The 24,746-nt window shown below is 39.4% G+C and carries 26 protein-coding genes; 4 read left to right on the top strand and 22 right to left on the bottom strand.

Annotated features, from left to right (window positions below; all coding sequences use genetic code 11):
• Positions 1 to 23 precede the first annotated feature (23 nt).
• Positions 24 to 1,178: a DNA/RNA nuclease SfsA gene (sfsA, locus tag EO111_RS07425; protein WP_126940983.1), complete on the bottom strand. Its 1,155-nt coding sequence runs from the start codon at positions 1,176 to 1,178 to the stop codon at positions 24 to 26.
• Positions 1,179 to 1,745: 567 nt separating this feature from the next.
• Between sfsA and EO111_RS07420 the strand changes: the two genes are divergently transcribed.
• From EO111_RS07420 to EO111_RS07410, 3 genes are all read left to right on the top strand, one after another.
• Positions 1,746 to 2,933, top strand: a complete 1,188-nt coding sequence (locus tag EO111_RS07420; protein ID WP_127011163.1) for a DUF1858 domain-containing protein — start codon at positions 1,746 to 1,748, stop codon at positions 2,931 to 2,933.
• A gap of 1 nt (position 2,934) precedes the next feature.
• On the top strand, positions 2,935 to 3,588 hold the full coding sequence (locus EO111_RS07415) for a hypothetical protein (RefSeq protein WP_127011162.1): 654 nt from the start codon (positions 2,935 to 2,937) through the stop codon (positions 3,586 to 3,588).
• Positions 3,589 to 3,682: 94 nt separating this feature from the next.
• On the top strand, positions 3,683 to 3,964 hold the full coding sequence (locus EO111_RS07410) for a Cro/Cl family transcriptional regulator (protein ID WP_009353764.1): 282 nt from the start codon (positions 3,683 to 3,685) through the stop codon (positions 3,962 to 3,964).
• Between the two features lie 96 nt (positions 3,965 to 4,060).
• Here EO111_RS07410 and EO111_RS07405 read toward each other — a convergent pair whose 3' ends face one another.
• The 13 genes from EO111_RS07405 to EO111_RS07345 all read right to left on the bottom strand — a co-directional run bounded on the left by EO111_RS07405 (position 4,061) and on the right by EO111_RS07345 (position 13,457).
• Entirely contained in the window at positions 4,061 to 4,642 is a 582-nt protein-coding gene (locus EO111_RS07405; RefSeq protein ID WP_127011161.1) for a hypothetical protein, read from the bottom strand.
• 33 nt (positions 4,643 to 4,675) lie between these two features.
• Entirely contained in the window at positions 4,676 to 5,686 is a 1,011-nt protein-coding gene (locus tag EO111_RS07400; protein ID WP_127011160.1) for an ankyrin repeat domain-containing protein, read from the bottom strand.
• 23 nt (positions 5,687 to 5,709) lie between these two features.
• Positions 5,710 to 6,138, bottom strand: a complete 429-nt coding sequence (locus EO111_RS07395; RefSeq protein ID WP_127011159.1) for a hypothetical protein — start codon at positions 6,136 to 6,138, stop codon at positions 5,710 to 5,712.
• A 7-nt stretch (positions 6,139 to 6,145) separates the two neighbouring features.
• Positions 6,146 to 6,493: a hypothetical protein gene (locus EO111_RS07390; protein ID WP_127011158.1), complete on the bottom strand. Its 348-nt coding sequence runs from the start codon at positions 6,491 to 6,493 to the stop codon at positions 6,146 to 6,148.
• A gap of 114 nt (positions 6,494 to 6,607) precedes the next feature.
• A complete protein-coding gene (locus EO111_RS07385; protein WP_009353765.1) occupies positions 6,608 to 7,063 on the bottom strand; it encodes an OmpH family outer membrane protein in 456 nt (151 codons plus the stop codon).
• 152 nt (positions 7,064 to 7,215) lie between these two features.
• A complete protein-coding gene (locus tag EO111_RS07380; RefSeq protein ID WP_009353763.1) occupies positions 7,216 to 7,566 on the bottom strand; it encodes a GerW family sporulation protein in 351 nt (116 codons plus the stop codon).
• Positions 7,567 to 7,602: 36 nt separating this feature from the next.
• Complete coding sequence (locus tag EO111_RS07375; protein WP_126940985.1) at positions 7,603 to 8,457, bottom strand: hypothetical protein; 855 nt, start codon at positions 8,455 to 8,457, stop codon at positions 7,603 to 7,605.
• A gap of 63 nt (positions 8,458 to 8,520) precedes the next feature.
• Positions 8,521 to 9,099 (bottom strand): cob(I)yrinic acid a,c-diamide adenosyltransferase, encoded by a 579-nt coding sequence (locus tag EO111_RS07370; RefSeq protein WP_126940986.1) that lies wholly within the window; start codon positions 9,097 to 9,099, stop codon positions 8,521 to 8,523.
• 9 nt (positions 9,100 to 9,108) lie between these two features.
• Complete coding sequence (locus EO111_RS07365; RefSeq protein ID WP_009353584.1) at positions 9,109 to 10,059, bottom strand: M23 family metallopeptidase; 951 nt, start codon at positions 10,057 to 10,059, stop codon at positions 9,109 to 9,111.
• Between the two features lie 12 nt (positions 10,060 to 10,071).
• Complete coding sequence (locus EO111_RS07360) at positions 10,072 to 10,593, bottom strand: DUF4446 family protein (protein WP_009353585.1); 522 nt, start codon at positions 10,591 to 10,593, stop codon at positions 10,072 to 10,074.
• An 11-nt stretch (positions 10,594 to 10,604) separates the two neighbouring features.
• Positions 10,605 to 11,822 (bottom strand): [FeFe] hydrogenase H-cluster maturation GTPase HydF, encoded by a 1,218-nt coding sequence (hydF, locus tag EO111_RS07355; protein WP_127011157.1) that lies wholly within the window; start codon positions 11,820 to 11,822, stop codon positions 10,605 to 10,607.
• A gap of 11 nt (positions 11,823 to 11,833) precedes the next feature.
• Positions 11,834 to 12,703, bottom strand: a complete 870-nt coding sequence (locus EO111_RS07350) for a ParB/RepB/Spo0J family partition protein (RefSeq protein WP_164725687.1) — start codon at positions 12,701 to 12,703, stop codon at positions 11,834 to 11,836.
• The gene (locus EO111_RS07345) at positions 12,693 to 13,457 is read right to left on the bottom strand and encodes a ParA family protein (protein WP_127011156.1); all 765 of its coding nucleotides are present in this window, start codon (positions 13,455 to 13,457) and stop codon (positions 12,693 to 12,695) included. Before EO111_RS07345 ends, EO111_RS07350 begins: the two co-directional genes overlap by 11 nt.
• Positions 13,458 to 13,715: 258 nt before the next feature.
• On the opposite strand from EO111_RS07345, the gene EO111_RS07340 reads away from it, so the two are divergent.
• Entirely contained in the window at positions 13,716 to 14,210 is a 495-nt protein-coding gene (locus tag EO111_RS07340; protein ID WP_009353590.1) for a hypothetical protein, read from the top strand.
• Positions 14,211 to 14,436: 226 nt separating this feature from the next.
• Here EO111_RS07340 and EO111_RS07335 read toward each other — a convergent pair whose 3' ends face one another.
• The 8 genes from EO111_RS07335 to narJ form a co-directional block, all read right to left on the bottom strand.
• Complete coding sequence (locus tag EO111_RS07335) at positions 14,437 to 16,863, bottom strand: homocysteine S-methyltransferase family protein (RefSeq protein ID WP_127011154.1); 2,427 nt, start codon at positions 16,861 to 16,863, stop codon at positions 14,437 to 14,439.
• A 202-nt stretch (positions 16,864 to 17,065) separates the two neighbouring features.
• Positions 17,066 to 17,761 carry a vitamin B12 dependent-methionine synthase activation domain-containing protein gene (locus tag EO111_RS07330; RefSeq protein WP_009353589.1) on the bottom strand — a complete coding sequence of 232 codons (696 nt, stop codon included), beginning with the start codon at positions 17,759 to 17,761 and terminating at the stop codon, positions 17,066 to 17,068.
• Between the two features lie 142 nt (positions 17,762 to 17,903).
• Positions 17,904 to 18,617 (bottom strand): 16S rRNA (guanine(527)-N(7))-methyltransferase RsmG, encoded by a 714-nt coding sequence (gene rsmG, locus EO111_RS07325; RefSeq protein ID WP_127011153.1) that lies wholly within the window; start codon positions 18,615 to 18,617, stop codon positions 17,904 to 17,906.
• A 1-nt stretch (position 18,618) separates the two neighbouring features.
• A complete protein-coding gene (mnmG, locus tag EO111_RS07320) occupies positions 18,619 to 20,493 on the bottom strand; it encodes a tRNA uridine-5-carboxymethylaminomethyl(34) synthesis enzyme MnmG (RefSeq protein WP_127011152.1) in 1,875 nt (624 codons plus the stop codon).
• A gap of 8 nt (positions 20,494 to 20,501) precedes the next feature.
• A complete protein-coding gene (mnmE, locus tag EO111_RS07315; protein ID WP_127011151.1) occupies positions 20,502 to 21,887 on the bottom strand; it encodes a tRNA uridine-5-carboxymethylaminomethyl(34) synthesis GTPase MnmE in 1,386 nt (461 codons plus the stop codon).
• Positions 21,888 to 22,317: 430 nt separating this feature from the next.
• On the bottom strand, positions 22,318 to 22,926 hold the full coding sequence (locus tag EO111_RS07310; protein WP_127011183.1) for a hypothetical protein: 609 nt from the start codon (positions 22,924 to 22,926) through the stop codon (positions 22,318 to 22,320).
• 626 nt (positions 22,927 to 23,552) lie between these two features.
• Complete coding sequence (narI, locus tag EO111_RS07305) at positions 23,553 to 24,224, bottom strand: respiratory nitrate reductase subunit gamma (RefSeq protein ID WP_127011150.1); 672 nt, start codon at positions 24,222 to 24,224, stop codon at positions 23,553 to 23,555.
• Complete coding sequence (narJ, locus tag EO111_RS07300) at positions 24,221 to 24,745, bottom strand: nitrate reductase molybdenum cofactor assembly chaperone (RefSeq protein ID WP_127011149.1); 525 nt, start codon at positions 24,743 to 24,745, stop codon at positions 24,221 to 24,223. Before narJ ends, narI begins: the two co-directional genes overlap by 4 nt.
• Between the last annotated feature and the right edge of the window lies 1 nt (position 24,746).

Raw genomic sequence — 24,746 nt, 5'->3', positions numbered from 1 at the left:
TAAATATTCTCACAGTTTTGTAGCTACCTGTCCAACATCATCGTATTCAATCGATTCATTCGAAATTGCTCTACCACCTCGATCATAAATCGTTCATCATGGATAGGATTCACATCCATTTTGAATAAATGTGAATCACAATGACAATCGCTACAGCCAAAGCCTTTCACCTCGTCTACGCTAATAGCCTTCATCGCCTTCGCCAATTCGCATTCTAAATCACTGGAACTACGAATCGGTAACGCAGCAATGACAGTACTAACACTTCGCAAATAATCTAAATGCCAATGTTTCTTTTTCCGCTTCCGTTTGTGACGTTCAATACGTTTTTCTAAATTGGCTTTCGCTGACCCTACATACACATAATAACCGGATTCAAAGTACATGTCTCCTTTACTTCCAATAGTTAAGGTCACTGGCTCTTCCACCTGCAACACCATGAGGTAATCGCCTCGGTCCTCCGCTTCTATGCGCACAACCACATCATTGTACAGGCACTCTCGTACCACCGTAGGCCTGTGAAAATCTGAAGTCCACTGTAATGCCATGGCCTTCCAATCTAATTGTGGTGCCACCTCAATAAATGTCTTAGTAAATTCCAAATCCGTGTGAAAGTCTGGGGAAAACCACAGAGCTCGTCCCCATTGCACTAAGAATAAAATACCTGCACGATATCCCTCTTGCTGTAATTCTTGCAAATGTAGTAAGTGCTTTCGACCTCGTTCTGTCACCGCATCAGGAAACATCGCCCCTTGATCGCCAAATAGTGTACAAGATTTTACTTCCAGTAAAAAATGTTCGCCCTTATCATTAGCGAGCAATAAGTCAAAGCGGCTATGACCTACTGTGTACTCTCGTCGTACCACTCGCCATTCTTCCCATCCAGGAATCAGTTGTTCCTCAATCATGTACTCTGCCATGTCATTACAATAATTAGTGTCCAACATAATGGGAACACCCTCTCGTTCAATACCGATGACACGATATTGTGTTTTCGCACCTTCTTTTGGATGATGCACCACATACATCTTTACCCCTACAAAAAGAAGTTCCCACATACGACCTGGATTCGGTAAATGAGCAGCTATGATTTGTCCCTGTAATTCTAAATGGACCACAAATCGATTAGGTCTCTCTACAAAGGTAGCAGTCTGTACATTTTCATATAATACTTTCATATATATCCTTATCTTTCTTTTCTATCACTTCATATATAACAGTGAATCCCTTGTAATATTTATGGGCTTCATAAGGTATTTAGCTAATGTATTTTCAACTAGTTATATACAAATTAAATCACATACTAAGATGCTATAACTTACTTGAATAAAACACTCCATAAATATTTTTTACCAACCATATATACACTATTTGTGGATAATTCTGTGGGTATCTTGTGTATACTCTGTGTGTAACTTCTAAGTATTGCAACTATTATACCGCACTGTGGATAACTATGTGATTATCTTGTGTATATTCTGTGGGTAATACGTAACTAACTATATTTTACATTTATTTTTCTCTTAACTTAATCACTTTTTGTGGATAATTCTGTGTATAACTTTAAATTTTCAGTGTATAAGCCGTGTATTATTTGTGAATAAAAACAGTTGCCTCGGCTACATACAAGATTCACTTCTTATAGTATACTAAGAGCATAGGCTTTCGCCTAGTCATATATAATATTTCATAACTTTGACATACATAAAAATTATCAACATTTACTCGATACTAAGGAGATACACATGGCACAAGTGGCAGGCAATTTACAGCGTATCCGTAATGGAAAACGCACCTATGCGATTACCCCTCGCATACCTGGTGGTTTCGTACAACCACAAATGTTACAAAAATTTATCGATGTGGCAAACACATTCCACGCAACTTTAAAGATTACAGGTGCACAACGCATCATGATTACCAACCTAAATGCAGAAGATGTGGACAAAGCATGGGCAATGCTAGGTATGGAACCAGCACACACTGTATCCAATCGTGTGCGTTCTGTAAAAATTTGCCCTGGTACAACATTCTGTAAACGGGCAAAACAAGACAGTGTTCACTTGGGCATGCAATTAGAACGAAAATACATTTCTAAAGAAATGCCATCCAAAATGAAAATTGGCGTATCTGGTTGCCCTAATTCTTGCTCCGAAGCGATTACAAAAGATATCGGCGTTATTGGCAACGATCAGGGTTGGCAAATCTATGCAGGTGGTAGTGCTGGCGCTCATCCACGCTTAGGCGATTTAATCACAGAAGTAGCTACTGAAGAAGAAGTACTCACTATCATCGATCGCATGATTGCCTACTACAAAGAAAATGCCCAAATCGAGCGTATCGGCCAATTCATTGACCGCATCGGTCTCGACGCATTCCGAGCTGCTGTGTTAGATACAGTGGATTCCCCAACATCTGCTGCTAAAGCATCGGCTGAACCAGTGGTCAAATTACCAGGTCAAGGTAATGCAGGACTTGCAGAAGCTGCTGCACCTGCTAACGACAAAGGAGCTACTCCACTTTCACCGGGACAACTCATTACAAAAGATACTATCGTTCGTCATATCGTCGACGTATATCCAGAATTGATTCCTATTTTACAATCCATGGGAATGGGCTGCCTAGGCTGTCCTTCTTCCACAGGGGAACCTCTATGGCAAGCGGCAAATATCCACGGCATGGATATCGATGAATTAGTAGCAAAACTCAATGCAGGTCGCAATGTATCTGAAATTGCTATTACAAAAGATTCCATCATTCGTGATATTATAGATATGTATCCACAAACGGTGCCTGTGTTGCAATCCATCGGTATGGGTTGTCTAGGCTGTCCTTCCTCGACAGGAGAACCATTATGGCAAGCCGCTAGCATTCACGGCATGGATGTGGATGAACTTGTTTCCAAATTAGAAGTCGCACGAAAAGGAGCTTAACATGTCAGCAGTACTGGGACACATTCATTTCTGGTTATACAAAAAAATTCAGCTTATCGCTGAACGCGAACAATTGATTAAAAAAGAGGCACACACTCGCCTCGACGATTTAGCAGATGAGTTATATGCAACCGCTATCGATTTGTATGGAAAACCAATTCCTCCAGATCGCCAGTTGGATCGTATCATCGACCATAATAATATTCATGGTTGGTTACACAACCAATTACAAACATCTTCTGTTCGTGAAGCTACTTTTATCAAAGATTTAACTGATTGTGGTGGCGATGATGGCATTGACGCTGTATTAGAAGCTTTTATCAAACAAGGTGCAATGTGCGGTACAGAAGCGAAAGAAAAACTGACAGCTCAAACAGCACCAGCGATCTACACTGTGATGCAAGACTACTATGTGAACGGTATGCCTTGTGACCCAAGTGATACTGTGCTCGAGCAAACCGATACTACCTTTAGTTGGTACGGAAATCACCAAAATCAAATTTCTTATTGGAAAACAGCAGGCGTGAATCCAATTATTATGGCCGCTGCCTTCCAAGCATGGTTCAGTGCCTTCGTCAGTCACGTAGCATCGGACTTTGCATTCAGCGTGAACCTTGATGGTGATATTCCTGTATATACAATTGCTAAAAGCTAAGTAGCTTATCCTTTTTATATTATATATGGCAGCACATTCGCTGCAGTGATTGACTTTCACCACTGTGAAAGTCCCCAGAATAGGAGGTTCTACTATGGCAGGAACTGTAAAACAAGAACTAGGTTTAATTTTTGATGGCCCAAACTACAAAATCGTGAAAAAAGGCGGCGTCGCTGGTGATCAAGTGGAAAAACACAATCATCCAGAGGCTAACGTTATCTTCACTGTGGTAAAAGGTAAAGTGAACGTATTCCTTAACGAAACAGAATCCCATATCTTAACACCAGGAGAAGTATTGCACTTCGACGGCAACAACTACATCCAAGCTACATTGGTGGAAGATAGCGAGTTCATTGTAAACCTAATTCATAAATAATAGAAAGGTGTGAATCCATGCTAGTCATTAGCATTGGGTTCACACCTTTTTTGTATAATGGATGATGATTTTCTTATCCACTTATCTGAATCAGATTTATTTTTCATTTAAAATTCTTAACTTATTATTTAATATTAATTGGTCATGTTCTAACAAAACTTTTGCTAGCTCATGTTTAGCATAAGTATCTACAGGAATAAATAATGGGTAAGAATCTTCTTTAACTTTCAAAAATAAACTATAATTACTTCTATTAATAATTGCTTGATGCAATTTATTATCTATCATATAGTTACCTATTGATACTACTTTTCCATCCTTTATCATAGTTTCTTTTCCAGGAACTACACCCATATTATGAAGTAAAATAGGATTTGATATATCATTACTACCCCGTTGATATGTATAGTATAAAGCCTCTTGTGTTAATACTGTACCAGAATTAGTTATTAGATCAATATGAATAATATCTCCAGTAATCATTGCCATATTCATCTCTATATTGGAGTCATAAACTTTTTTATTAACATTCATCGATGGAACAACCATTATAACCTGTTTTTCACTGCCAGATCCTTCCACAGTGGTTCCTATATCTCTAGCAAAAATTGTAGAATATGAAAGTAATATTACTATTCCTAATAAACTAACTTTCATACATGTTAAAAATTTTTTCATAGTCTCTCCTCTTATAAGTAATTTCTTCACAAATTAATACCATCCTCTTTTTTTATAAAAGTTTCCATCAATTGGCATCACTAACTTCTGATCTGTTGCAGCATCTACTGCAATAATTTCCATAGGTTCACCATCGAAAAGGTTGATATCAAATGCATACACATTAGATGAAACAAATTTAGCTAACATAATAGGAGCTTCAACTTCTTTTGCATGGTAAATTTTCCCATTCTTTTTAATAACTAAATTCTTAATTACAGTTCCATAAAATCCATAACTATCTAAGGAGTATGGGATAATATACACTTTATCCTTTGAATCTATTATGGCTTGCTTTTCAGCGTTATCAACAATGACAAAGTTCTCTGTCTCTTCATAATATAAGTTACGAAGTTGACTATATGGTGTGGATAAAGCTAATCTAAGATTTGCTTTGTTTACTCCATTCACCATGGCATCCCAAAAACTTCTACCCTTCTCGTATAGATCATAAGATGCACGTTTTCCTTTGCTCGCCTCTTTTTTTGCTTTTTCAATATCTTCAGCTGAAAGAGTGGACAGAATAGTTTTTGTTGTTACTTTTTCATCAAGCGCTTCATAATTAGAACCATTTAATATATTAACCAACTCTCTATTATTCATAAATTTGGCAATATTTTTTAGTGGTTGCCCACCTACTACTATATCTGTTTTGGCTCCGGCATTAATTAAACTTTTAACAGTTGGAATATCTTGAGATGTAACTGCCAAACTGATCGGATAGATATCCATTCCAGCTTGTTTATTCGGCGTATTAACATCGGCTCCCTTATTTATCAAAAGATTAACCGCCTCTGTATTTCTCATTAATACTGCATAAGTCAATAAGTTTTGGCCTGTAACAGTCATTGAGTTTGGATCTGCACCAGACTGTAAAAATTCTTCAAGCCGCACATTATTTTTATCTCGCACTGCATCTAATACATCCATTGGTACAGTTTCAGCATATGTATTAATGAATGTAAGACTTAATAAAATACTCATACTTAATAATGTTTTTTTCATAGTATTGTCAACCTTTCCTAAAATTAATGACTCTTAAACTTTCTATGAAACGCTTTATAGAATACAAAGTTTGCCGCATCAGCGGATAGCCCATTCTTCCAGCTTATAAACATAGTTGTTAAATGATTACTTTCAATAAATCGCCCATTTAAATCAAAAGAAGTCCTTCCAATTGCACGATATTTAAGAGGCTTTGTCGCATCATAACTTTCATCATAATACACTTCTTGTTCCCAGATATCCATGGTATTTTGTTGATAATTCTTAAACATTTCCCTATATCGTATCATATAATATGGAGGGTCATTTCGTACTACCTGAATGGAATCTGTATCAACATATACTGTTACTGACTGATTATATCCCACCTTAACAAAATTTTCAGCTTTGCTATAGTTAGCTCCTACCATATAAATACATATAACTAAAAATATATACATTAACTTTTTCATACTTCACCTACCAAATTAAATCAACAATTTTTTCTATTGGTGAATTAGGTACAATAGGTCGGAACTCTTCATGTGGATCTAATTTTTGCTCTCCACCATCTCCTCGTAGCTCTGTGATAGTATAAGCCTTTCCATAGCGACTAACTAAAATATGCCCCCATACTTCGCTACCTTCATTAGTAACTATCTTTACCCATGCATAGGCATTCGTACCATACTTCTGAACTGTGTTTTTATCAATATAATATGATGTCCCACCTATAGTTCCCATATAAGACAAGTGACTTGCTGCCAAAGACATAGCACTTCCTAATGAGATCAGCAACACAGCCAATAGTAACACTCTTTTTAACATATCTGTTCCTCCCTTACTACCACACTAGTCTCTTGAATCTATACCATAAGAATACCATACTATGTACAAAAAAATAACCCTCAGACCTTTCGATCTGAGGGTTTTCTTTATATCTTATTTGTTGATACGTGCTACTACATCTGGCGTTAAGTCGATAACTTGATTACCTTCTTTAACAGCGCCAGCAGATGTTGGATTAGCCACTAATACATCGATATTTTTTTCTTTTGCAATAGCTTGAATTGCTTCTGCTACTTTTTTATCCAATGGAGCTAATACACTTGCTTCTTCTTGATTATATTTTTCTTGGATGCCACGAACACTTTTATCAAAATATGCTTGTTTTTCTGCATCTGTTTTAAAGTTATTTAGTTTTTTGAATTCACCTTCTAATTTAGGACCGTATTCAGCACGTAATTTATCAATTTGCATTTGGATAGCACCAAAGCCATTATAGCCCGTGTAGATAGCTTCTTCGTTAATTACGCCTACATTAGCAGCGTTAGATACTGTGAAAGCACCAACTACAGCTAGTGCACCTAAAGTTGCAATCTTTTTAGTTAAGTTCATGTATAAGCCTCCCTGTGAGAAATATTTTCATCTATTTATCTAGTATAGCAAAGTTATTTCCAATTAGCAAATCACCTTGCCCCCTTACTATACTTTATATATATGAAATCTAAATGAAATATATTCTACACATCCATATGATAAGTTAATTATTATTTATCCTCACTTACATAGACATATTCTTCTTTTTTCAATTTACTGATAATTTCTGGAACCATACCGATTAAACGATCAAAGCCAGTATATTTAGCAGATCCTTTGATATTGAATAATTCAATGCGTTCCCCTTTGATTACAAGCACTGCTGTTGGCTCTACTTTCGCTCCGCCACCGCCAGCTTTTTGGCATCCCCCCAAACCAAGGGATACATCCACAAATGGTACAATCGTAGTATCCCCTAACTGCACAGGTTCACCCACTACAGTTTCCACACGAATCATTTCTTTAAATTGCTCAAATAAAGGCTCTAAATTGTCTTTTAAGTTTGTAAGTTTAGTATCCATCATGACCTCCTACTATTCTTCAACTTCTGAAAGTTTTTATTTTGCACTTTGCTTACGACGTCGATACTGTACAAATGCTTTTACGCTGTCCAGTAGACACTCTCTAACTGCTTTTTTTACTATAAATAGAGTTCCATAGAAAGCAAATACACCTAGCTGCATATGTCCTTTTACTTCTAAACTGCCTGTATAGGCAAATTCCGTATAAGTGAAATTAACTTGTTCCACTTGTTTGGGACACACTGTATAGGCTGTTGCAGTAATGAGACCCATTTCATAAGGTTTAGGAATTCCAAAATCCCCTTCTAATCGGAATACTCTAGGACTAGCATGACTAGCACATTGCTTACTAACTATAAACAGTGCTTCATAGAGTTTAGGATTTGATACATGTTTCCACCACCAAAATGTTGGTAAATCTTTTGTATCTTCTTTCTCTTCCGTCGTTTCTTCTTGTGGTGATGTAGAATCTACTGGATCCAAGACATGTCCATTCGCATCAAATCGTACAGATGTTACTGGCTCTGGGCCCGTATATCCAGATAATGGATACGGATCTCTTTCTTCTTCCACGTGTTTTGTGTCTACATCATCTTGCTCGTCGTCCGTCGCTAAGGGATCTAGCTCTTCTTTTACCCTACGATTTAACCAATCCTCGTAATCACGGGCAGAGCCGACTTTCATAGACCCTAATACATAAACTTCCTTAAACAAGGAATGGCCTTGCTTATAGGCGAGATGCACCTTTAACACTCGGTACATCCATTCTAATCGGAAGTCAAATTCATAGGGCTTGCGTGAACTTACTTTCAGACTATATGTGATAGGAATACATAGAATGGCTATGATGACAGCTATTACCAATAGCAATAGAATCATCCATAGTGACACGATACCACCTACCTTTCAGTATGTTATACGATGTTAATACTTAAATTATAACATTCTTTACCCTTAATGCTCAATACCAAGACGTGCTTCTACGCCTTGATCATAATAATGACGATATGACTCCATAACAGTGACTAAATCCGCTTCGTCAAGAAGCCATTGTGGGGCACCACGGCCTGTAAATACCACTTCTACATTTGGATTTCGAGCTGCTAGGAGCTCACGCCCCTCTTCTTCTTCAATTAATCCAAAAAACAAAGCCATATTGTATTCATCTAAGATAACAATATCGAAATCGCCTGTTGCCACAGCCTGTAGAGCTCTTTCTTGACCTATGTGAATCAAATCCTTATATTCTTGTGGCGGCTGCCCCTTAGGAAACACGACTACATCATCTCCCCATCGACGCAACTCTTCATCGCTTTTCATGCCTTCAGGAATAATAAAAAAAGGTTTTCCTACTGTTTCTACTGTGATAGGGTCTAATTGATCTAATACAGCATGTTCTGAGTACACCTTAGATTTCATAAATTGAAGTAGTAGCACTTTCTTTCCTACTCCTGCAGCACGCACTGCTAGACCGATGGCTGCTGTTGTTTTCCCTTTGCCATCACCTGTATAAACTTGTACATAGGATTTCATAATTGCCTCCTATTGAATGGGCAAAAATAATAATGGATCCGTAGCCACACCATTCACCCTCACTTCGTAGTGAACATGACTACCCGTACTTTTACCAGTGCTACCCATAAGTGCAATGGATTGTCCTTTTTTCACAGTCATTCCCGCTTGTACTAAGAGTGCTGAGTTATGCCCATATTTTGTAATAAATCCATTACCATGATCAATTTCTATTAAATTGCCATACCCTCCAGCATAGGCTGCATAAGTTACAGTACCTGCCGCCGTAGCTACTATTGTTGTTCCTGTATCATTAGCAATATCTAACCCCTCGTGGAAGGCACCACCACCATAAACAGGATCTTGTCGCGCCCCAAAGGTAGAACTGATGACGCCTTTAGCCGGCCAGATTGATGGCATGTGGCTATTAGCATCACTAGCATCTCCTTCCATGGCTAGCAAAGATTGTAATTCTCTAATATCTTTGCCTACACCTTCTCTTAGCACATTATATAAGGTATACATAGATACCATACGACGTTGTGCTTGACGATCTAAGCTAGATATACGTGCAGATAGTTGAGTTGTTGTGAAAGTCTTATTTGAGCTTTTGGGAGAAGGGTCCTCTTTCTCTTCTTTATTTTGGGTGTTTCCATCTGCTTTCTGCAGTGTACCAGACTCTGTGCCTTTGATCATATTTCTAATATTTTGATCTAGCTCATCAAGAGTTTTCATTTTTTTATCCAAGACTTCTACTTTTTGGTCTAATAATCGTAATTGCTCTTTTTGTAATTGATTTTCTTGGCGCAATTGCAACACTTCTACTTGTCGCGCTATCCCCCAGATACCAAATCCCAAAAAGATAACTAAAATGGCAATTAATATAATGGCTATCGTCTTTATTTGTTGTTTTGTAAACTGCAAATTCCAGTCATTACCATCTTGTTTCAGATGTGACTGCAACCACTTAGGTATTTGCATATAACATCCTTTCTATGCTGACACAGAAGAACTTGCTAACACATCTCCATTGCTTCGTTGTCCCATAGCAGATTGCAAGCTAGCTAACTCTTCTTGTGAAAGACTGGCTAAACTTTTACCATTTACAATTGGTTTTGTAAAAATACGTGATTCATTTCGTCCATATACACTAGAGATGACAATACCATTGAAATTTCCATCTAATAACGTTAAGGAAAAGGACAATTCATTGCCAATATTTTCAAAAGCATTATATTTCACAAATCCAATATGCTGAAATGTTTGTGCTTGTGTAGATTGAATCACTTTTTGTTCTGATAAAATGGTTTCCCAAGTACTTGCCATATCTCGTAATTCTTTCACTTCAATAGCAAGACGTCGCTCAATACTTTGTCCATTTTCTCCATCCATAAAATATCGATACCGTTTGGTAAGGCGACTTACTCGTATATGTAAACTGAACGCATGTAATACTAACAATAAAACAATACTTCCTAGTATCCATGGTAACCAAGGTAATAGTTGTTCTAACACAATAATCCTTTCTATTCTAATTCATGTTCAAATGGCTGTATAGCACGTTGTAAGATGCCATGTAAGGAGGCTATCAAAACACCATAGTTAACAATTGGCACCCCTTGAACAGTGGCTACATCAATACGTCGTAACACCTCTCGACGTGTCAACATACAACCCCCACAATGAATGATAACATCATACTTAGATACATCATGAGGAAAATGTCCACCACTGGTCCACTCTAACTGTAAGTCTGTGTAGCCTTTTGCTGTTAGCCATCTTGGAATTTTTACTGTTCCAATATCTTCACATTGTTGGCGGTGTGTACAGCCTTCACTGATTAATACATGTGAACCCGCTCGCAATTGCTCTATAGCATGTACACCTGCCACTAAATCTTTTAATTTTCCTTTAAATCGTGCCATCAAAATAGAAAAGCTTGTTAAAGCTATATCCTTTGGCACAATTTGACTCACCGCCTCAAAGGCTTGGGAATCAGTAATAACCAATTTAGGTGATTTCTGCAATTGCTGCAATGTAGTGGCCAGCTCCTCTACTTGGCACACCATAGCCATACCATGATGATCCAAAATTTCACGAATCATTTGCACTTGTGGCAAAATAATACGACCTTTAGGAGCTGATTCATCAATAGGGCATACTAAAACAAATACATCTTTTTCTTCAATGTAACCACCTAACAAAGATTGTACCTCTTCATCAACTGGTTTTAATTTACTTAATGCCTCTAATAACACCATTCGACTTGTACTATCACTCACGTCTGCTACTATGACCTGTGATGTATAAGGTTGTAATTCCCCATGGGATTTAATAAAAACAGATCCCTTGCATCCTTTTACTTCGTTAATCACTACTAAGGTAGGAATATGTCTACTTTCTAATTGTTGTAACCACTCTATATCTTCCGGAATCGGCTCAACATCAGTACGCATCATATACACTGCTAGATCTATCGTTGATAATACTTGTTTCGTTTTGTCTACCCGTAACAAACCTAGTTCCGATGTATCATCAATACCCGCTGTATCTACAATCATCACTGGACCCAAGGGCAATAATTCCATCCCTTTAGACACTGGATCTGTCGTAGTCCCCGCAATGGGAGATACCAAGGAAATCTGTTGCTCTGTCAGAGTATTAATCAGAGTAGATTTACCTGCATTGCAACGCCCAAAAAAGCCTATGTGCAAGCGATTCCCTTTAGTTGTTTCTAATACCATAGACTTCCTTTCTATTCACCTTCAATATAGCTAATTAAACGCATTAGTTCTTCTTCACTTTTAAAAGAAACTTCAATAGTACCTTGCACTTTTTTAGTGTTCTTTAAGCGAATATCTACAGGAGCACCTAAACTATGTTTGAGCCTCTGCATTAACTTTCGTAACTCCGCCGTTGCTTTTGGTTGTGTAGATGTTAAACGTTTCTTCCCAGATTGTAGTTCTTTCACAAGTTGTTCTATTTGACGAGCATTTAAGCCTTTTTCCTTAATGCGTTCCAGCGCTTGTAGTTGCAAATGTTCTTCAGCTAATGCCAATAAAGGTCTAGCCTGACCCACTGTTAGCGCCCCTACTTCCAATTCCTCTTGTAAAAACTCTGGTAATTGTAATAATCGCACAATATTGGCTACATAGGAACGACTGCGACCTACAATAGTAGCAATTTCTTCTTGTGTTTTTTTGAAAGTATCCATTAAATATTGATACCCAAAAGCTTCCTCGATAGGGTTTAGGTTCTGTCTCTGTAAATTTTCTACTAAAGCAATTTCACTTACTTCTTCTGTGGTGTAGTCTCGCACCACCACAGGAATTTTAGTAAGTCCCGCCTGCTGACAGGCACGCCACCGTCTTTCACCAGCTACAATTTCATAATAATCATCTACCTTGCGAACCGCAATAGGCGCAATCAATCCATGAGCCTGAATAGAAGCTACTAAAGTCTCCATATCTTCTTCTGAAAAGCGTTTACGAGGCTGATTGGGATTAGGTTTTATTTTAGTAATATCAATTTCATAGCCACTTTTATGTCCATCTTTAAAAGAACCAGACAATCCAAAAGACCCTAGCCCTTTACCAAGTCCACCTTTTGTTTTTTTAAGCACCACGTTCTATTACCTCCCGCGCTAAAGCACAATATACTTCAGCTCCTTTGGATCGTTTATCATAGATAACAACTGGTAAACCATGGCTAGGAGCCTCTCCTAATTTCACATTTCGTGGTATTGTTGTTGTATATACAGACTCTCCAAAGTAATTTGTTACTTCTTCTGCCACTTGTACGGCTAGTTTGGTGCGTCCATTGTACATAGTAAGAACCACACCTTCTAACTCTAAATCTTCATTTAATTCTTCTTGTACAAGTTCGATTGTTTTGATTAATTGGCTAACCCCTTCCAGAGCATAAAACTCTGTTTGTATAGGAATTAACACGCTATTAGAAGCGGTTAAGGCATTAATGGTTAGCATACCTAAAGATGGTGGGCAGTCTATAAGGATATAATCATAGTCCTCTACGATAGGTGCTATGCACTGTTTCAAAGTATAGCCTTTATCTTCCATAGCTACCAAATCCACCTCAGCCCCAGCTAGATCTATCGTTGTTGGCGCAATTTGCAAGGTATCTATTACTGTAGATTCTATGATATCTGTGATAGATACATCATCTACAAGCATTTCATATACGCCTTGTTCAATGTTTTCTTTATCTATTCCTAATCCACTTGTAGCATTTCCTTGAGGATCTAAATCTAATAAGAGTACTCGTTTTCCCTCTACGGCTAAAGATGCGCTTAAATTTACAGCAGTTGTCGTTTTACCAACGCCACCTTTTTGGTTAGCTACGGCAATAATTCTAGCCATTATTTCACCTCTTTCTTATAGTCTTATCACATTATAACATATATTTTTGTATTTTATATGAAAGCTATGAGTATTTCTCCATCTTTTTATATATTTTTATGTTTCACGTGAAATATTATGACCTCTATCTAATTAATTGTTTCACGTGAAACATTTTCTCTATGAACTCACTATATAGACACTTTTAAACATTGACAAATAGTTTTATATACAGTACGATTTTCATATGATTTATAGTAACTATGAAAGGATAGGCTCATGATGAAACAACTACGTCCTTGGATACTTGTTATCGCCTTTTTATTCTCTCTCTTTTCCACTTCACAATTGCAAGCGATGCATGTAAAAGGAAATGAACTACCAGCAACAGACTTAATAGTAGCAGGCATCCCTGCAGGATCTACTACCGATGCTATTTATAAAAGTTTGGGGGACCCTACTGCTCTTAAACCAAATAGAGTAATTTACGGAGGCATCACCTTCCACGTAAGTAACAAACACTTTCCGGAAACAACAATGACAACTATAGATAACCGAGATGCTGTCACTGCTAGAGGTATCGCTGTCGGAGATAGTATAGCAGACATTTATACAAAATATGGTCAACCTAGTATGGTATATAATAAAGAAGGCGTTCACGTTCTTTTTTATGGCGTATATATGCCAACTTACGATTATAGAAAAGGAATCGAGTTTATTACAAATGGAAATTCTATCATAAGAATTAAAATACTCAGCGGTATTTCTCAGTAATGTTTCACATGAAACATCCTACAGGTTAATCACAATACACGTGTGATGGAGTCCGTATTCAACGCATATCTACATACAAATAAAAAGGAACATGGCATGATTTTGCCATGTTCCTTTTTATATATTTTTTTATAAAGGATTTTAAGCCATCTAATCCTTCTAGATACCTCATCTCATGGAGTAACTCTTCTGGGAATTCTGCCTACTAAGTGTTATAGTATGCTAACTATTCATCACCTAATAAGCCTTTCACTATATTCACCGCGGAGATACCATCTTTGGCATAGGAGTCAGCCCCGGCTTCATCTGCGTAGGCTTGTGACAATACAGCTCCACCTACCAGTACCTTCGCATCCACACCTGATTCACGGATAGCTGCGATGGTTTCATTGATCATCGGCATCGTTGTAGTCATCAAAGAGGCAATCCCAATAATCGGGGCATTATGCTCTTTTGCCGCTGCTACAATTTCTTCTGGAGATACATCTTTTCCTAAGTCCACGATCTGGTACCCATTGTTTTCTAATAAAGCAGACACGATGTTTTTACCTAAGTCGTGAATGTCACCCTTTACCGTAGCTAAGATAATCGTCGCTTTCTTCTCTGCTGTTCCTTCTGGCAGCACTTCTTTGATCGTTGTGAAAGCCGCTTGCATCGTTTCTGCTGCTAGCATAACTTGTGGCAAGAACGCTTTACCAGAGCCGAACTTTTCACCAACTACTGCCATAGCATCGGATAAACCTCTACGAGTCACCTCTAGTGGATCTAGGCCTTGTGCTAAGGCTTCCTTTACCAATGGCACAACCGCCTCTTTTTCCCCTTGTTCTACGGCATGTTTAATGCATTCAATAGGATCATCACTATGGAAGGCTTCTGCTGTAGCTTTTACCTTTTTCGTCACCACTGCATTTTCATCGTCATCACCATATTCAGCAATAAAATCCGCTGCAGCTGGGTCAAAGCCCATAAATGTGCGGCCTGTAATGAAAGCTTTTCGTACGATTTCATTCATTGGGTTCATGATAGGGCATGTCAAACCACTGCTCAATGCCATCGTCAAGAATTGTGCATTCAAGTATGCCCGTTGTGGTAATCCAAAGGATATGTTGGACAAGCCCATCACCGTTGGGAACCCAAATGTTTCTGCATAGAGTTTCAATGTTTTTAATGTTTCTCTTGCTGCATGTTGGCTACTTGCTAAGGTCAATACTAATGGGTCAAGCAATAAGTCATTTGGTCGCAATCCATAGTTGTACGCTTCTAAGACAATTTCTTTTGCTAAAGACACACGCTCTTCTGCCGTTTCTGGTAATTCTTTTTTACCTAATGGCAAGCATAATAACGCTGCACCATAGCGTTTTGCCAATGGTAATACTGCTTCCAATTGCTCTGGCTCTGCGTTCACAGAGTTCAACAATGGACGACCTGGATAGGCTTTCAAGCCCGCTTCCATTGCCACTGGATCCAATGTATCGATGGATAAAGGAACCTCCACAAGCATCGTTAATTCTTCGATAGCTCGTTTCATCGTTTCCCCTGGATCAACACCTGTGACACCCATGTTAACATCCAGCACGTCTGCCCCAGCTTCTACTTGGGCTAAAGCATCTTTTTTCACCATTAAGAAGCTACCCTTGCGAATTTCTTCTGCTAACACTTTACGGCCTGTTGGATTAATACGTTCCCCAATGATGATTGGTTTTTCTTGCAAACCTACTTTCACTACGCTAGTACGACTTGTGAAAGCCGTAAACGGTTCTACATGTGGTCGTTCTGCTGGTGTATGTGCTCGTGCCGCTTTGGCAATAGATTCAATGTGTTTTGGAGTACTACCACAACAAGCACCTAAATACGTTGCCCCTGCGTCGAGGAAACGAGGTGCATATTCGCCCATCTCTTCTGGCCCTAATGGGAAGATAGTTTCTTTCCCTACGAGTTGTGGCATACCTGCATTCGGCTGAATACTAATTGGCAAGTTCGTTACTGCTGCCATGCGTTCTACCAACGGCAATAATTGTTCAGGTCCTAAGGAACAGTTAATACCTACGATATCTGCTTCCATAGCATCCATCAAGATAGCTGCTGCTTCTGGTGGTGTGCCTGTAATAGTACGTCCATCTTCGCTGAAAGAGAACTGACAGATGATTTTCACATCATCTTTTGTTTTTCCTAACTCGTCACGAGCATCTTTCGCGCCCAATAAGGCAGCACGCATTTCTTGGATATCGATGATCGTTTCAATAATCAGGTAATCTACCCCTGCATCGATAAGGGCTCTTGCTTGATCTCTGAAAGTCTCATAAATCTCATCAAATTGAGCCACTCCTAATGGCGCCATAAATCGACCACTAGGACCCATATCACCTGCGATTTTTGCATTCGGATTAATCTTATCACGAGCCGCTTGTGCTACTTTCACGGCAGCACGATTGATTTCATCCATACGATGACCCAATTGGTATTCATCCAGTTTTAACGCTGTCCCACCAAAGGTATTAGTCGTAATAATATCACTACCATGACGTAAATATTCTGCATGGATATGCTCCACCACGTCAGGATGTTCTACGTTAAATAATTCTGGACAAGCCCCGTCACCAAGACCTGCCGCTTGCAGCATGGTACCCATGCCACCATCTATAATATATACCATATGTCCCTCACTTATGTATCAGGCACATTGCTCGCCCAAGGCAATATACTTCGTATAACGATGACTATACTCTTCCCCAGTATCAGTACATCACGCTACTTATCTATACATCAATTTATTATTTAAAAAAAGTATAACTATAATAAGGATATCCCACATAGGATACCTTTTCAGTACTATCTATCACAAACGATACGTTTGTTTAAATGCACGACGTCGTCCCCTTCTCTGGCAACTTACGAGATGCGCACTCTACTTGGCTACAAGATGTGCAACCTCGTTGTGTTTTTGGTCCTTCTTCATCTACTGTTTGACAGCCCACAATAGCCGTTACTGATTTACGTGGAAATAGCATGCTTGTGTCTGTCACCGTCAATCCAATTTCTTCTGTCTTAATAATCTTAGCAAATTCTTGTTGTACTGTGACAGGCCAATTGCCATAGCCTGGGCTAAAGCGCCATGTCGTTTTAAAACCTTGTTTTTTTGCCTCTCTGTCGATGAGTTCATTTACCTGATCTGCCACTTGTTCTACAGCGGTTGTAGCCGCTGCATCCACAAGAAGACCTAGTGTAGATTTGCCTTCTTTAAATAAAGCAGAACTGCGTTCTTCTACGGCTTCTCCTACTGTGACAGCGAGAACATATACTTTTTTAGCATTCCCTAAATGACGAATGATGCCTGTGGCATCCAGTACCATAGGCGGGTTACTAAGGATTGTATGTGTCTCCGCATCGTAATCATAGCATTGGTACACACCACGAGGTTCTGCCACTAATTGTACTTCTAGGGCAGCTTCTTTCACATACTGCTCTGGAAATCCCTCCGCATGCTTTAATCCGGAGTATCGTTTTATTTCATCTTCATTGAGTTTTGGTAATCGTCCGTTATAGATTGCCATTGTCTCACCTCAATCTTGTATTGCAAATATAAAACATGTGCGAACACAACGTGACCGCACATGTAAAGAGTACTCATTAAGTATATCATAGATATAACTTATAAGCATTTTTCTATATTTTATTATGAGTTATAGTGCATAGCTATAAAGGTTTTATTTTAATCTCTTTTGGTTTTCGAGGGTATTTCTTAGCCGTAGGTTTTACCTTTTTGATATACACAATAGCTCGTTTATCCTCTAAGGTCGGTAACGTCACTTCTTTGACCTCTACAATTTCACCGCCCAAGATGGATACAGCACGTTTACTTTCCTCTAATTCTTCTTGCACGATAGAGCCTTTTAATGCCACCATGTAGCCCCCTACTTTCACATAGGGAAGTCCCCATTCCAATAAGATGGATAAGCGAGCCACCGCACGGCTAGTGAGAAGATTGAAAGATTCCCGGTACTCTTGATGTGCCAAATCTTCTGCACGACCATGTAAAGTTTGTAATCCTTGTAAGTCTAAGTCCTCAATAACACCATCTAAAAAGCGGAGTCGCTTTTGTAAAGAGTCAAATAAAGTAATTTGCAAGGATGGATCGTATATACCCAAGGGAACACCTGGAAAACCTGCACCAGTCCCTAAATCGATAACCCTTGCACCTTTTGTAAAATACTTAGGGTCATAACAAGATAGAGAGTCTACCACATGTTTTAAGGCAAACTCTTCTGGTTCTGTAATACCCGTTAAGTTCATGTGCTCATTAGTAGTTACCACTTGTTCGTAAAACCGTTGTAGTTGGTCAATTTGTGCATCTGTGAGGTCCAACCCATAGGTGTTGGTGTGGGCTTTCACATAGTTTGAAAATGTCATATTAACCTCTTTCACGGTAGTACTGCTCAATTTGCACTAAGAGCACAGAAATGTCCGCAGGGGACACCCCAGAAATACGGCTCGCTTGACCAATGGAATGGGGGCGTACAGCGTTCAATTTTTGAATGGCTTCTAAAGATATACCTTTCATCGCTGTATAATCCCAATCTTGAGGAATAATCTTAGCCTCTAATTTGCGAACCTTTTCTACTTGTTCCATTTGTTTTTTTATATATCCATCGTAAGTAATGGTAATATCGATTTCTTCTTCTACTGGCGCTTCGTAGCGAGGCAATCCGAATGCCTCTGCCACTACTCCATAGGATAGTTCGTTACGTTTCACCAAATCGTAAGCCTTGATGCCCGTTTTTATGCGAGGTGTACCAATACAATCTAAGATTTGTTGCGTTTCTTCGCTAGGGTTTACAGGTGTATCCGCTAGTAATTGAATGGCTGCTTCAATTTTACCTTGTTTCTCTTTGAAAGCTTTATATCGTTCTTCCTTAACAAGTCCGATTTCATAGCCTTTTTCTGTTAAGCGCATATCTGCATTGTCTTGACGAAGTAACAAGCGATATTCACTGCGGCTCGTCATCATGCGGTACGGTTCTTTCGTTCCTTTCGTTACCAAATCGTCGATAAGCACACCGATGTAGCCTTCGGAACGAGATAAGATAAATGGCTCTTTTCCTTCTAACCATAAGGCTGCATTGATACCTGCCATCAAGCCTTGTGCTGCCGCTTCTTCATAGCCAGATGTACCGTTCGCTTGACCTGCAGAATACAAACCTTGGATATGCTTCACTTGTAAAGCAGGTGTCAATTGCAATGGATCTAAGCAATCGTATTCAATGGCGTAAGCAGGACGCATGATTTCTACATCTTCCAAACCAGGGATAGTGCGTAGGAACGCGTATTGTACATCGATTGGTAAACTTGTACTCATACCTTGGACGTACATTTCGTTGGTGTGATTGCCTTCTGGTTCCACGAATAATTGATGGCGTTGTTTATCTTCAAAGCGAACCACTTTATCTTCGATGGATGGGCAATATCTTGGGCCCGTCCCTTCAATGACACCCGTGTACATAGGGGCACGATGTAAATTGCCACGAATGATATCATGTGTATTTTGATTTGTAAAAGTCAACCAACATACTTGCTCATTGCGGTCGATCCAATCAGACATAAAGGAGAAGGCTCTATGGTGAGAGTCACCAGGTTGCATTTCCATATTCTCTGTGTGCAAGGTTCGTTTATCGACACGAGCTGGTGTACCTGTTTTGAATCGCATTAACTTAATGCCATGGTTCAATAACGATTGAGACAACAATTCCGCTGTTCGCTGTCCATTAGGACCACCTGTGTACGCCAATTCACCAGTAATAATCTTGCCTTTTAAGTACGTACCCGTACATAAGATGATAGCCTTGGCTTGGTATACTTCTCCTAATTCAGACACAATACCTTTCACAACACCCTCTTCAATGAGCAACTCATTAACCATGATTTGCTTCACATTGAGGTTCTCTGTATTTTCTAAAACTTCTTTCATACGGCGTTGGTAGGCAACTTTATCGGATTGGGCTCGCAAGGAATGTACCGCAGGTCCTTTTCCCGTATTGAGCATGCGCATTTGAATGGCTGTCGCATCTGCATTAATGCCCATTTCACCGCCCAATGCATCTAGCTCGCACACTAGATGACTTTTACCAGGTCCCCCAATGGCTGGGTTACATGGCATAAGAGCAATGTTATCTAAATTCAATGTAGCCATCAAGGTACGGTGCCCCATACGAGCTGTGGCTAAAGCAGCCTCACAACCAGCATGACCACCGCCAATGACGATCACATCATACGTATCTACTAAATACATGTATTCTCCTATTTTCCTAAACAGAATCGTTTAAATAATTCATCCACCATGGATTCACGTAAACTTTCACCAGTAATATCGCCCAGTAGCTCCCAAGCAGCGCGAATGTCCGTGACGATTAAATCGATAGGCATACCGCTATCTATGGCAAGAATGGATTGGTCCAAGCTAATTTTCGCTTGTTCCATCAAGGTAATGTGGCGCACATTGCTGAGCATTGCCTCATGACTAGCCTGCACAGAACCTCCTTGCACCAAGGATGTAATGACTCTCGCCATCTCATCCATACCTTCCCCTTGGGCCGCGCTGATGGTGACAATCTCTGTGAAAGTCCCCAGTGCCGCAATTTCTTCTTTGCTAACACATTGCGCTTGGTCTGCTTTATTCAAGAAGATAATGCTTGGACGATTCGTAATGAGCTGTAGCAACTCTTGCTCTTCTGGCTCCAATGGTTTGGTTCCATCAATGACAAGGACCACCACATCTGCTTTATCTAAGTACTGACGTGCTTTTTCAACGCCCATACTTTCCACAATGTCTTCAGTCTCACGAATCCCTGCGGTATCAATTAAGCGCACAGGAATCCCTTGAATCGTCAAAAATTCTTCAATACTATCACGGGTCGTGCCTGGAATATTCGTCACAATGGCGCGATCCTCACGAAGTAAAGCGTTCATCAAGCTAGATTTCCCCGCATTCGGACGACCAATGATGGACACCATCACACCATCGCGCAATAATTTACCACGCTGTGCCGTCGCCAACAAGGTATCCATCTTCTCAAGGATGGGAGCTAACCCCGTCCGCACCTCTTGAGCTGACACCTCTTCAATATCTTCCTCTGGATAATCGATGGTTACCTCTAAGTGGGCAATCATAGCAATTAACTCATCCCGTAAAGAGCGAATATACTTGGACAAGGTGCCGTCTAGTTGATTCACTGCCACTTCCAAAGATTGCTCCGTCTTCGCATCAATAATGTCGATAATGGCTTCCGCTTGGGTTAAATCAATACGACCATTCAAAAACGCTCGCTTCGTAAACTCTCCTTCTTCTGCCTGACGTACCCCCTCTGAAAGAAGGACTTTCAGTATTTCACGGACTGACACAAAACCGCCATGACATTGAACCTCTACCACATCCTCTGCCGTATAGGAATGAGGGCCTTTCATCAACACTACAATAACCTCATCCAAGGTTTTACCCGTCTTAGGGTGAACAATATGTCCATAATGGATCGTTCGCGTCTGGCGCTCACCCAGTGGGATAGATTGTTTACTGTGAAAGATACGATTCACAACATCACACGCCTCAGGACCACTGACTCGGATAATACCAATACCGCCAATCCCCGGAGCCGTCGCAATCGCTGCAATCGTGTCATCTAAAAACATAGTATCTCCTGTCTACATCAATGCCGTTGTTTTAAGATATATCTAGTACATATCCTTTATAGGGATACCATATATACATAGTATCAGTAACATATCATTATGACACTTTCATGATACTCCTAAAAAACATATCTGACATCGAGTAATACCATTTCACATAAAAAGAAAAGGCCTTGTGGCCTTATATAAATTATATCACGCAACCAAAGTAACATCAATGATAGATAGGAGAAAACTCCCTGAGGAACGCCATTACGAGTAGTAGCCTTGTGGCGTTCCTTAACTACTCGAATCACACAAACATAAAAAGAGCACGGTGTGCCCCGAACAAACATTATGAAATACCGTTTGTGAGGGGTATGCCGTGCTCTTTCCTTTTGCTATATCCAGTTAAGAACGCCACAGACTGCATAGCGGAACAAGTGACGACTTAGTTTCTTTTCTTGAACATCCAATAGATATAATAGATCACTAATCCATATGTAAGGATATCAAAGACTGGCATAAATGGAACCATAGCTGCTAGTCGTTTAAATCCATGTACATGGATATCCACAGCAACTAACGCCACTAAATTCAATCTATGAATCCATACAGCTGCTTTACGAGGCATCGCAGTAGCCAAACTTTTAAACCATGGTGTTAAGAAGAAAATACCTACCGCAAATGCAATAAACATTGCAATTAAGGATGTATAGCCTCCCCACCAGCCTAACGGACTTTTTAAGGCTTTACCAAAATATACATACCAATGAACACCTACCAAGGCAGTAGCCACAACACCTACAATGCGATGCACTTTATACATTTCACCTACATTATAACGTGCAGTGAACCATTTTGGTTTTGTTGCAAGATAGGTCAACACTATCCAAGCTGCATATGGAAATAATCCTAAATAAATCTGCCATTTGAATGGAGGTCTATTTTGCAAGAAATAACCATATTCAACCATACCAATCAAAGCTAATGCTAACAGAGTAATCCACACTAAAATATGACACTTACTCTTAAACTGTTTTTGTCCTGAACTTTCCATCGTCACATGACACTCCTTATCCAATAATACCAAAATAAAAATTTATACTGTTAAAGTATAACAATATCAATTATCATTGTAAAGAATCTAAGAGTATGAATTTCTCATAATATACAGACCTTTTACGCATTCATATTAGATAAGACATATCATTTACATATTAGTACCCCTGAGGAGTGCCGTTAGGCGTAGTAGCCTTTGTGGCGGGTCTTACTGACAAAATTGAACAAACACAAGAAGAGCATGGCGTGCCCCGAACAAACATTATGAAATACCGTTTGAGAGGGGTATGCCGTGCTCTTTCCTTTGCACTATTCAGTTACAAACGCCACAGACCACATAGTGGAACAAGTGACAACTCTAAGGAGCGCCCCTTTATCGTAGAAATCCTTGTGGCGTTCCCTTACTATCTAAATGACATAAACACAGAATCCCCTGAGGAGTGCCGTTAGGCGTAGTAGCCTTTGTGGCGGATCTTACTGACAAAATTGAACAAACACAAGAAGAGCACGGCGTGCCCCGAACAAACATTATGAAATACCGTTTGAGAGGGGGTATGCCGTGCTCTTCCCTTTATCATATTCAGTTACAAACGCCACAGGCTACATAGCGGAACAAGTGACGACCTAGCGACGGTCTCTTTTTCTATACACGATAAATGGTCGTGCTAAGTAGTTAAATGGTACGCTTAAGCAATGTACTAAACGGCTGAATGGGAATACGATAGCCACAATCATCCAGGATAGCATATGGAACTTAAAGATACCAGGAACGTTTTCCATTAAGGATGGATCTGGCATAGCCATCAATACGCTACGGAACCAAGGTCCAATAGACACACGATAGTCAAAGAATCCAGACGCATTCAATAATGTACCAGCCATACCACTAAAGATAGCTAGTGTAAAGAATACATATAACCATACATCCATTTTAGATGTGTTCGCACGTAATGTAGGTGTTGTGAAACGACGTTTCATTAACATCAAGAAACCTACGATAAATAGGAAACCAGCTACAGCACCCATATATAAAGCACCAGCGTGATACATGTGGTCATCCACACCGATCATAGCAGTCCAAGTTTTAGGAATCAATACCCCTACCACGTGACCGCCGATCACGCAAAGCAAACCAAAATGGAACAATGGGTTAGCAATACGCAATTGTTTCTTTTCTAAAAATTGACTTGATTTAGTAGTCCAATTTCTTTCAAAGTAAAAGAAACGAACAAGAGTCCCTACGACAAAGAAGGTGAAAGCGATATAAGGCAGGGCGCCCCATAAGAATAAATTCATCGTACACCGTCCTCCAATCCATTTGCAACAGATAAAATAATATCAAATAAGAATGCATACGGCAGTTTCGCCTCGATGAAACGTTCCCGAATATATTCTAATTTTGGTTTACAGTATTCATAAATTTCTTGTGCTTTATCTTCTTCGATAAGTGCACATAACTCAAGAATAGCTGGGACAAAGTCTGGCATTTCTTTTGGTAAGTCATAGCCATTTTCAAGGAAAAATGCTTTGTATTTAACAAGTTCTTCTGCTTGTTCCCCTGTACCTTGTAATTCATAGGTAGATAAATACATATTTGTATTTTGACTAAAGTCAAAGGTACGTACATATTGATCTTCAAACTCTTTACGAGGTGTTTCTTCTACATAGTCGAAGAATTCTACCAAGGCTTGGCGGAGTTGAGGGTGCGCAACAGATGTTGCGTCCCCCTTCCATTCTTGTAATTCATCGTACCAAGTAGCATCAGGATAACGAAGCAGAAATGACGCGATAAGCGCTATTTTCTGAGCATCATTCATT

It is taken from the genome of Veillonella sp. CHU594 (assembly GCF_003992265.1).
In the GTDB taxonomy this organism is placed as follows: Bacteria; Bacillota; Negativicutes; order Veillonellales; family Veillonellaceae; genus F0422.
This window is presented reverse-complemented; position numbering and strand designations above follow the sequence as displayed.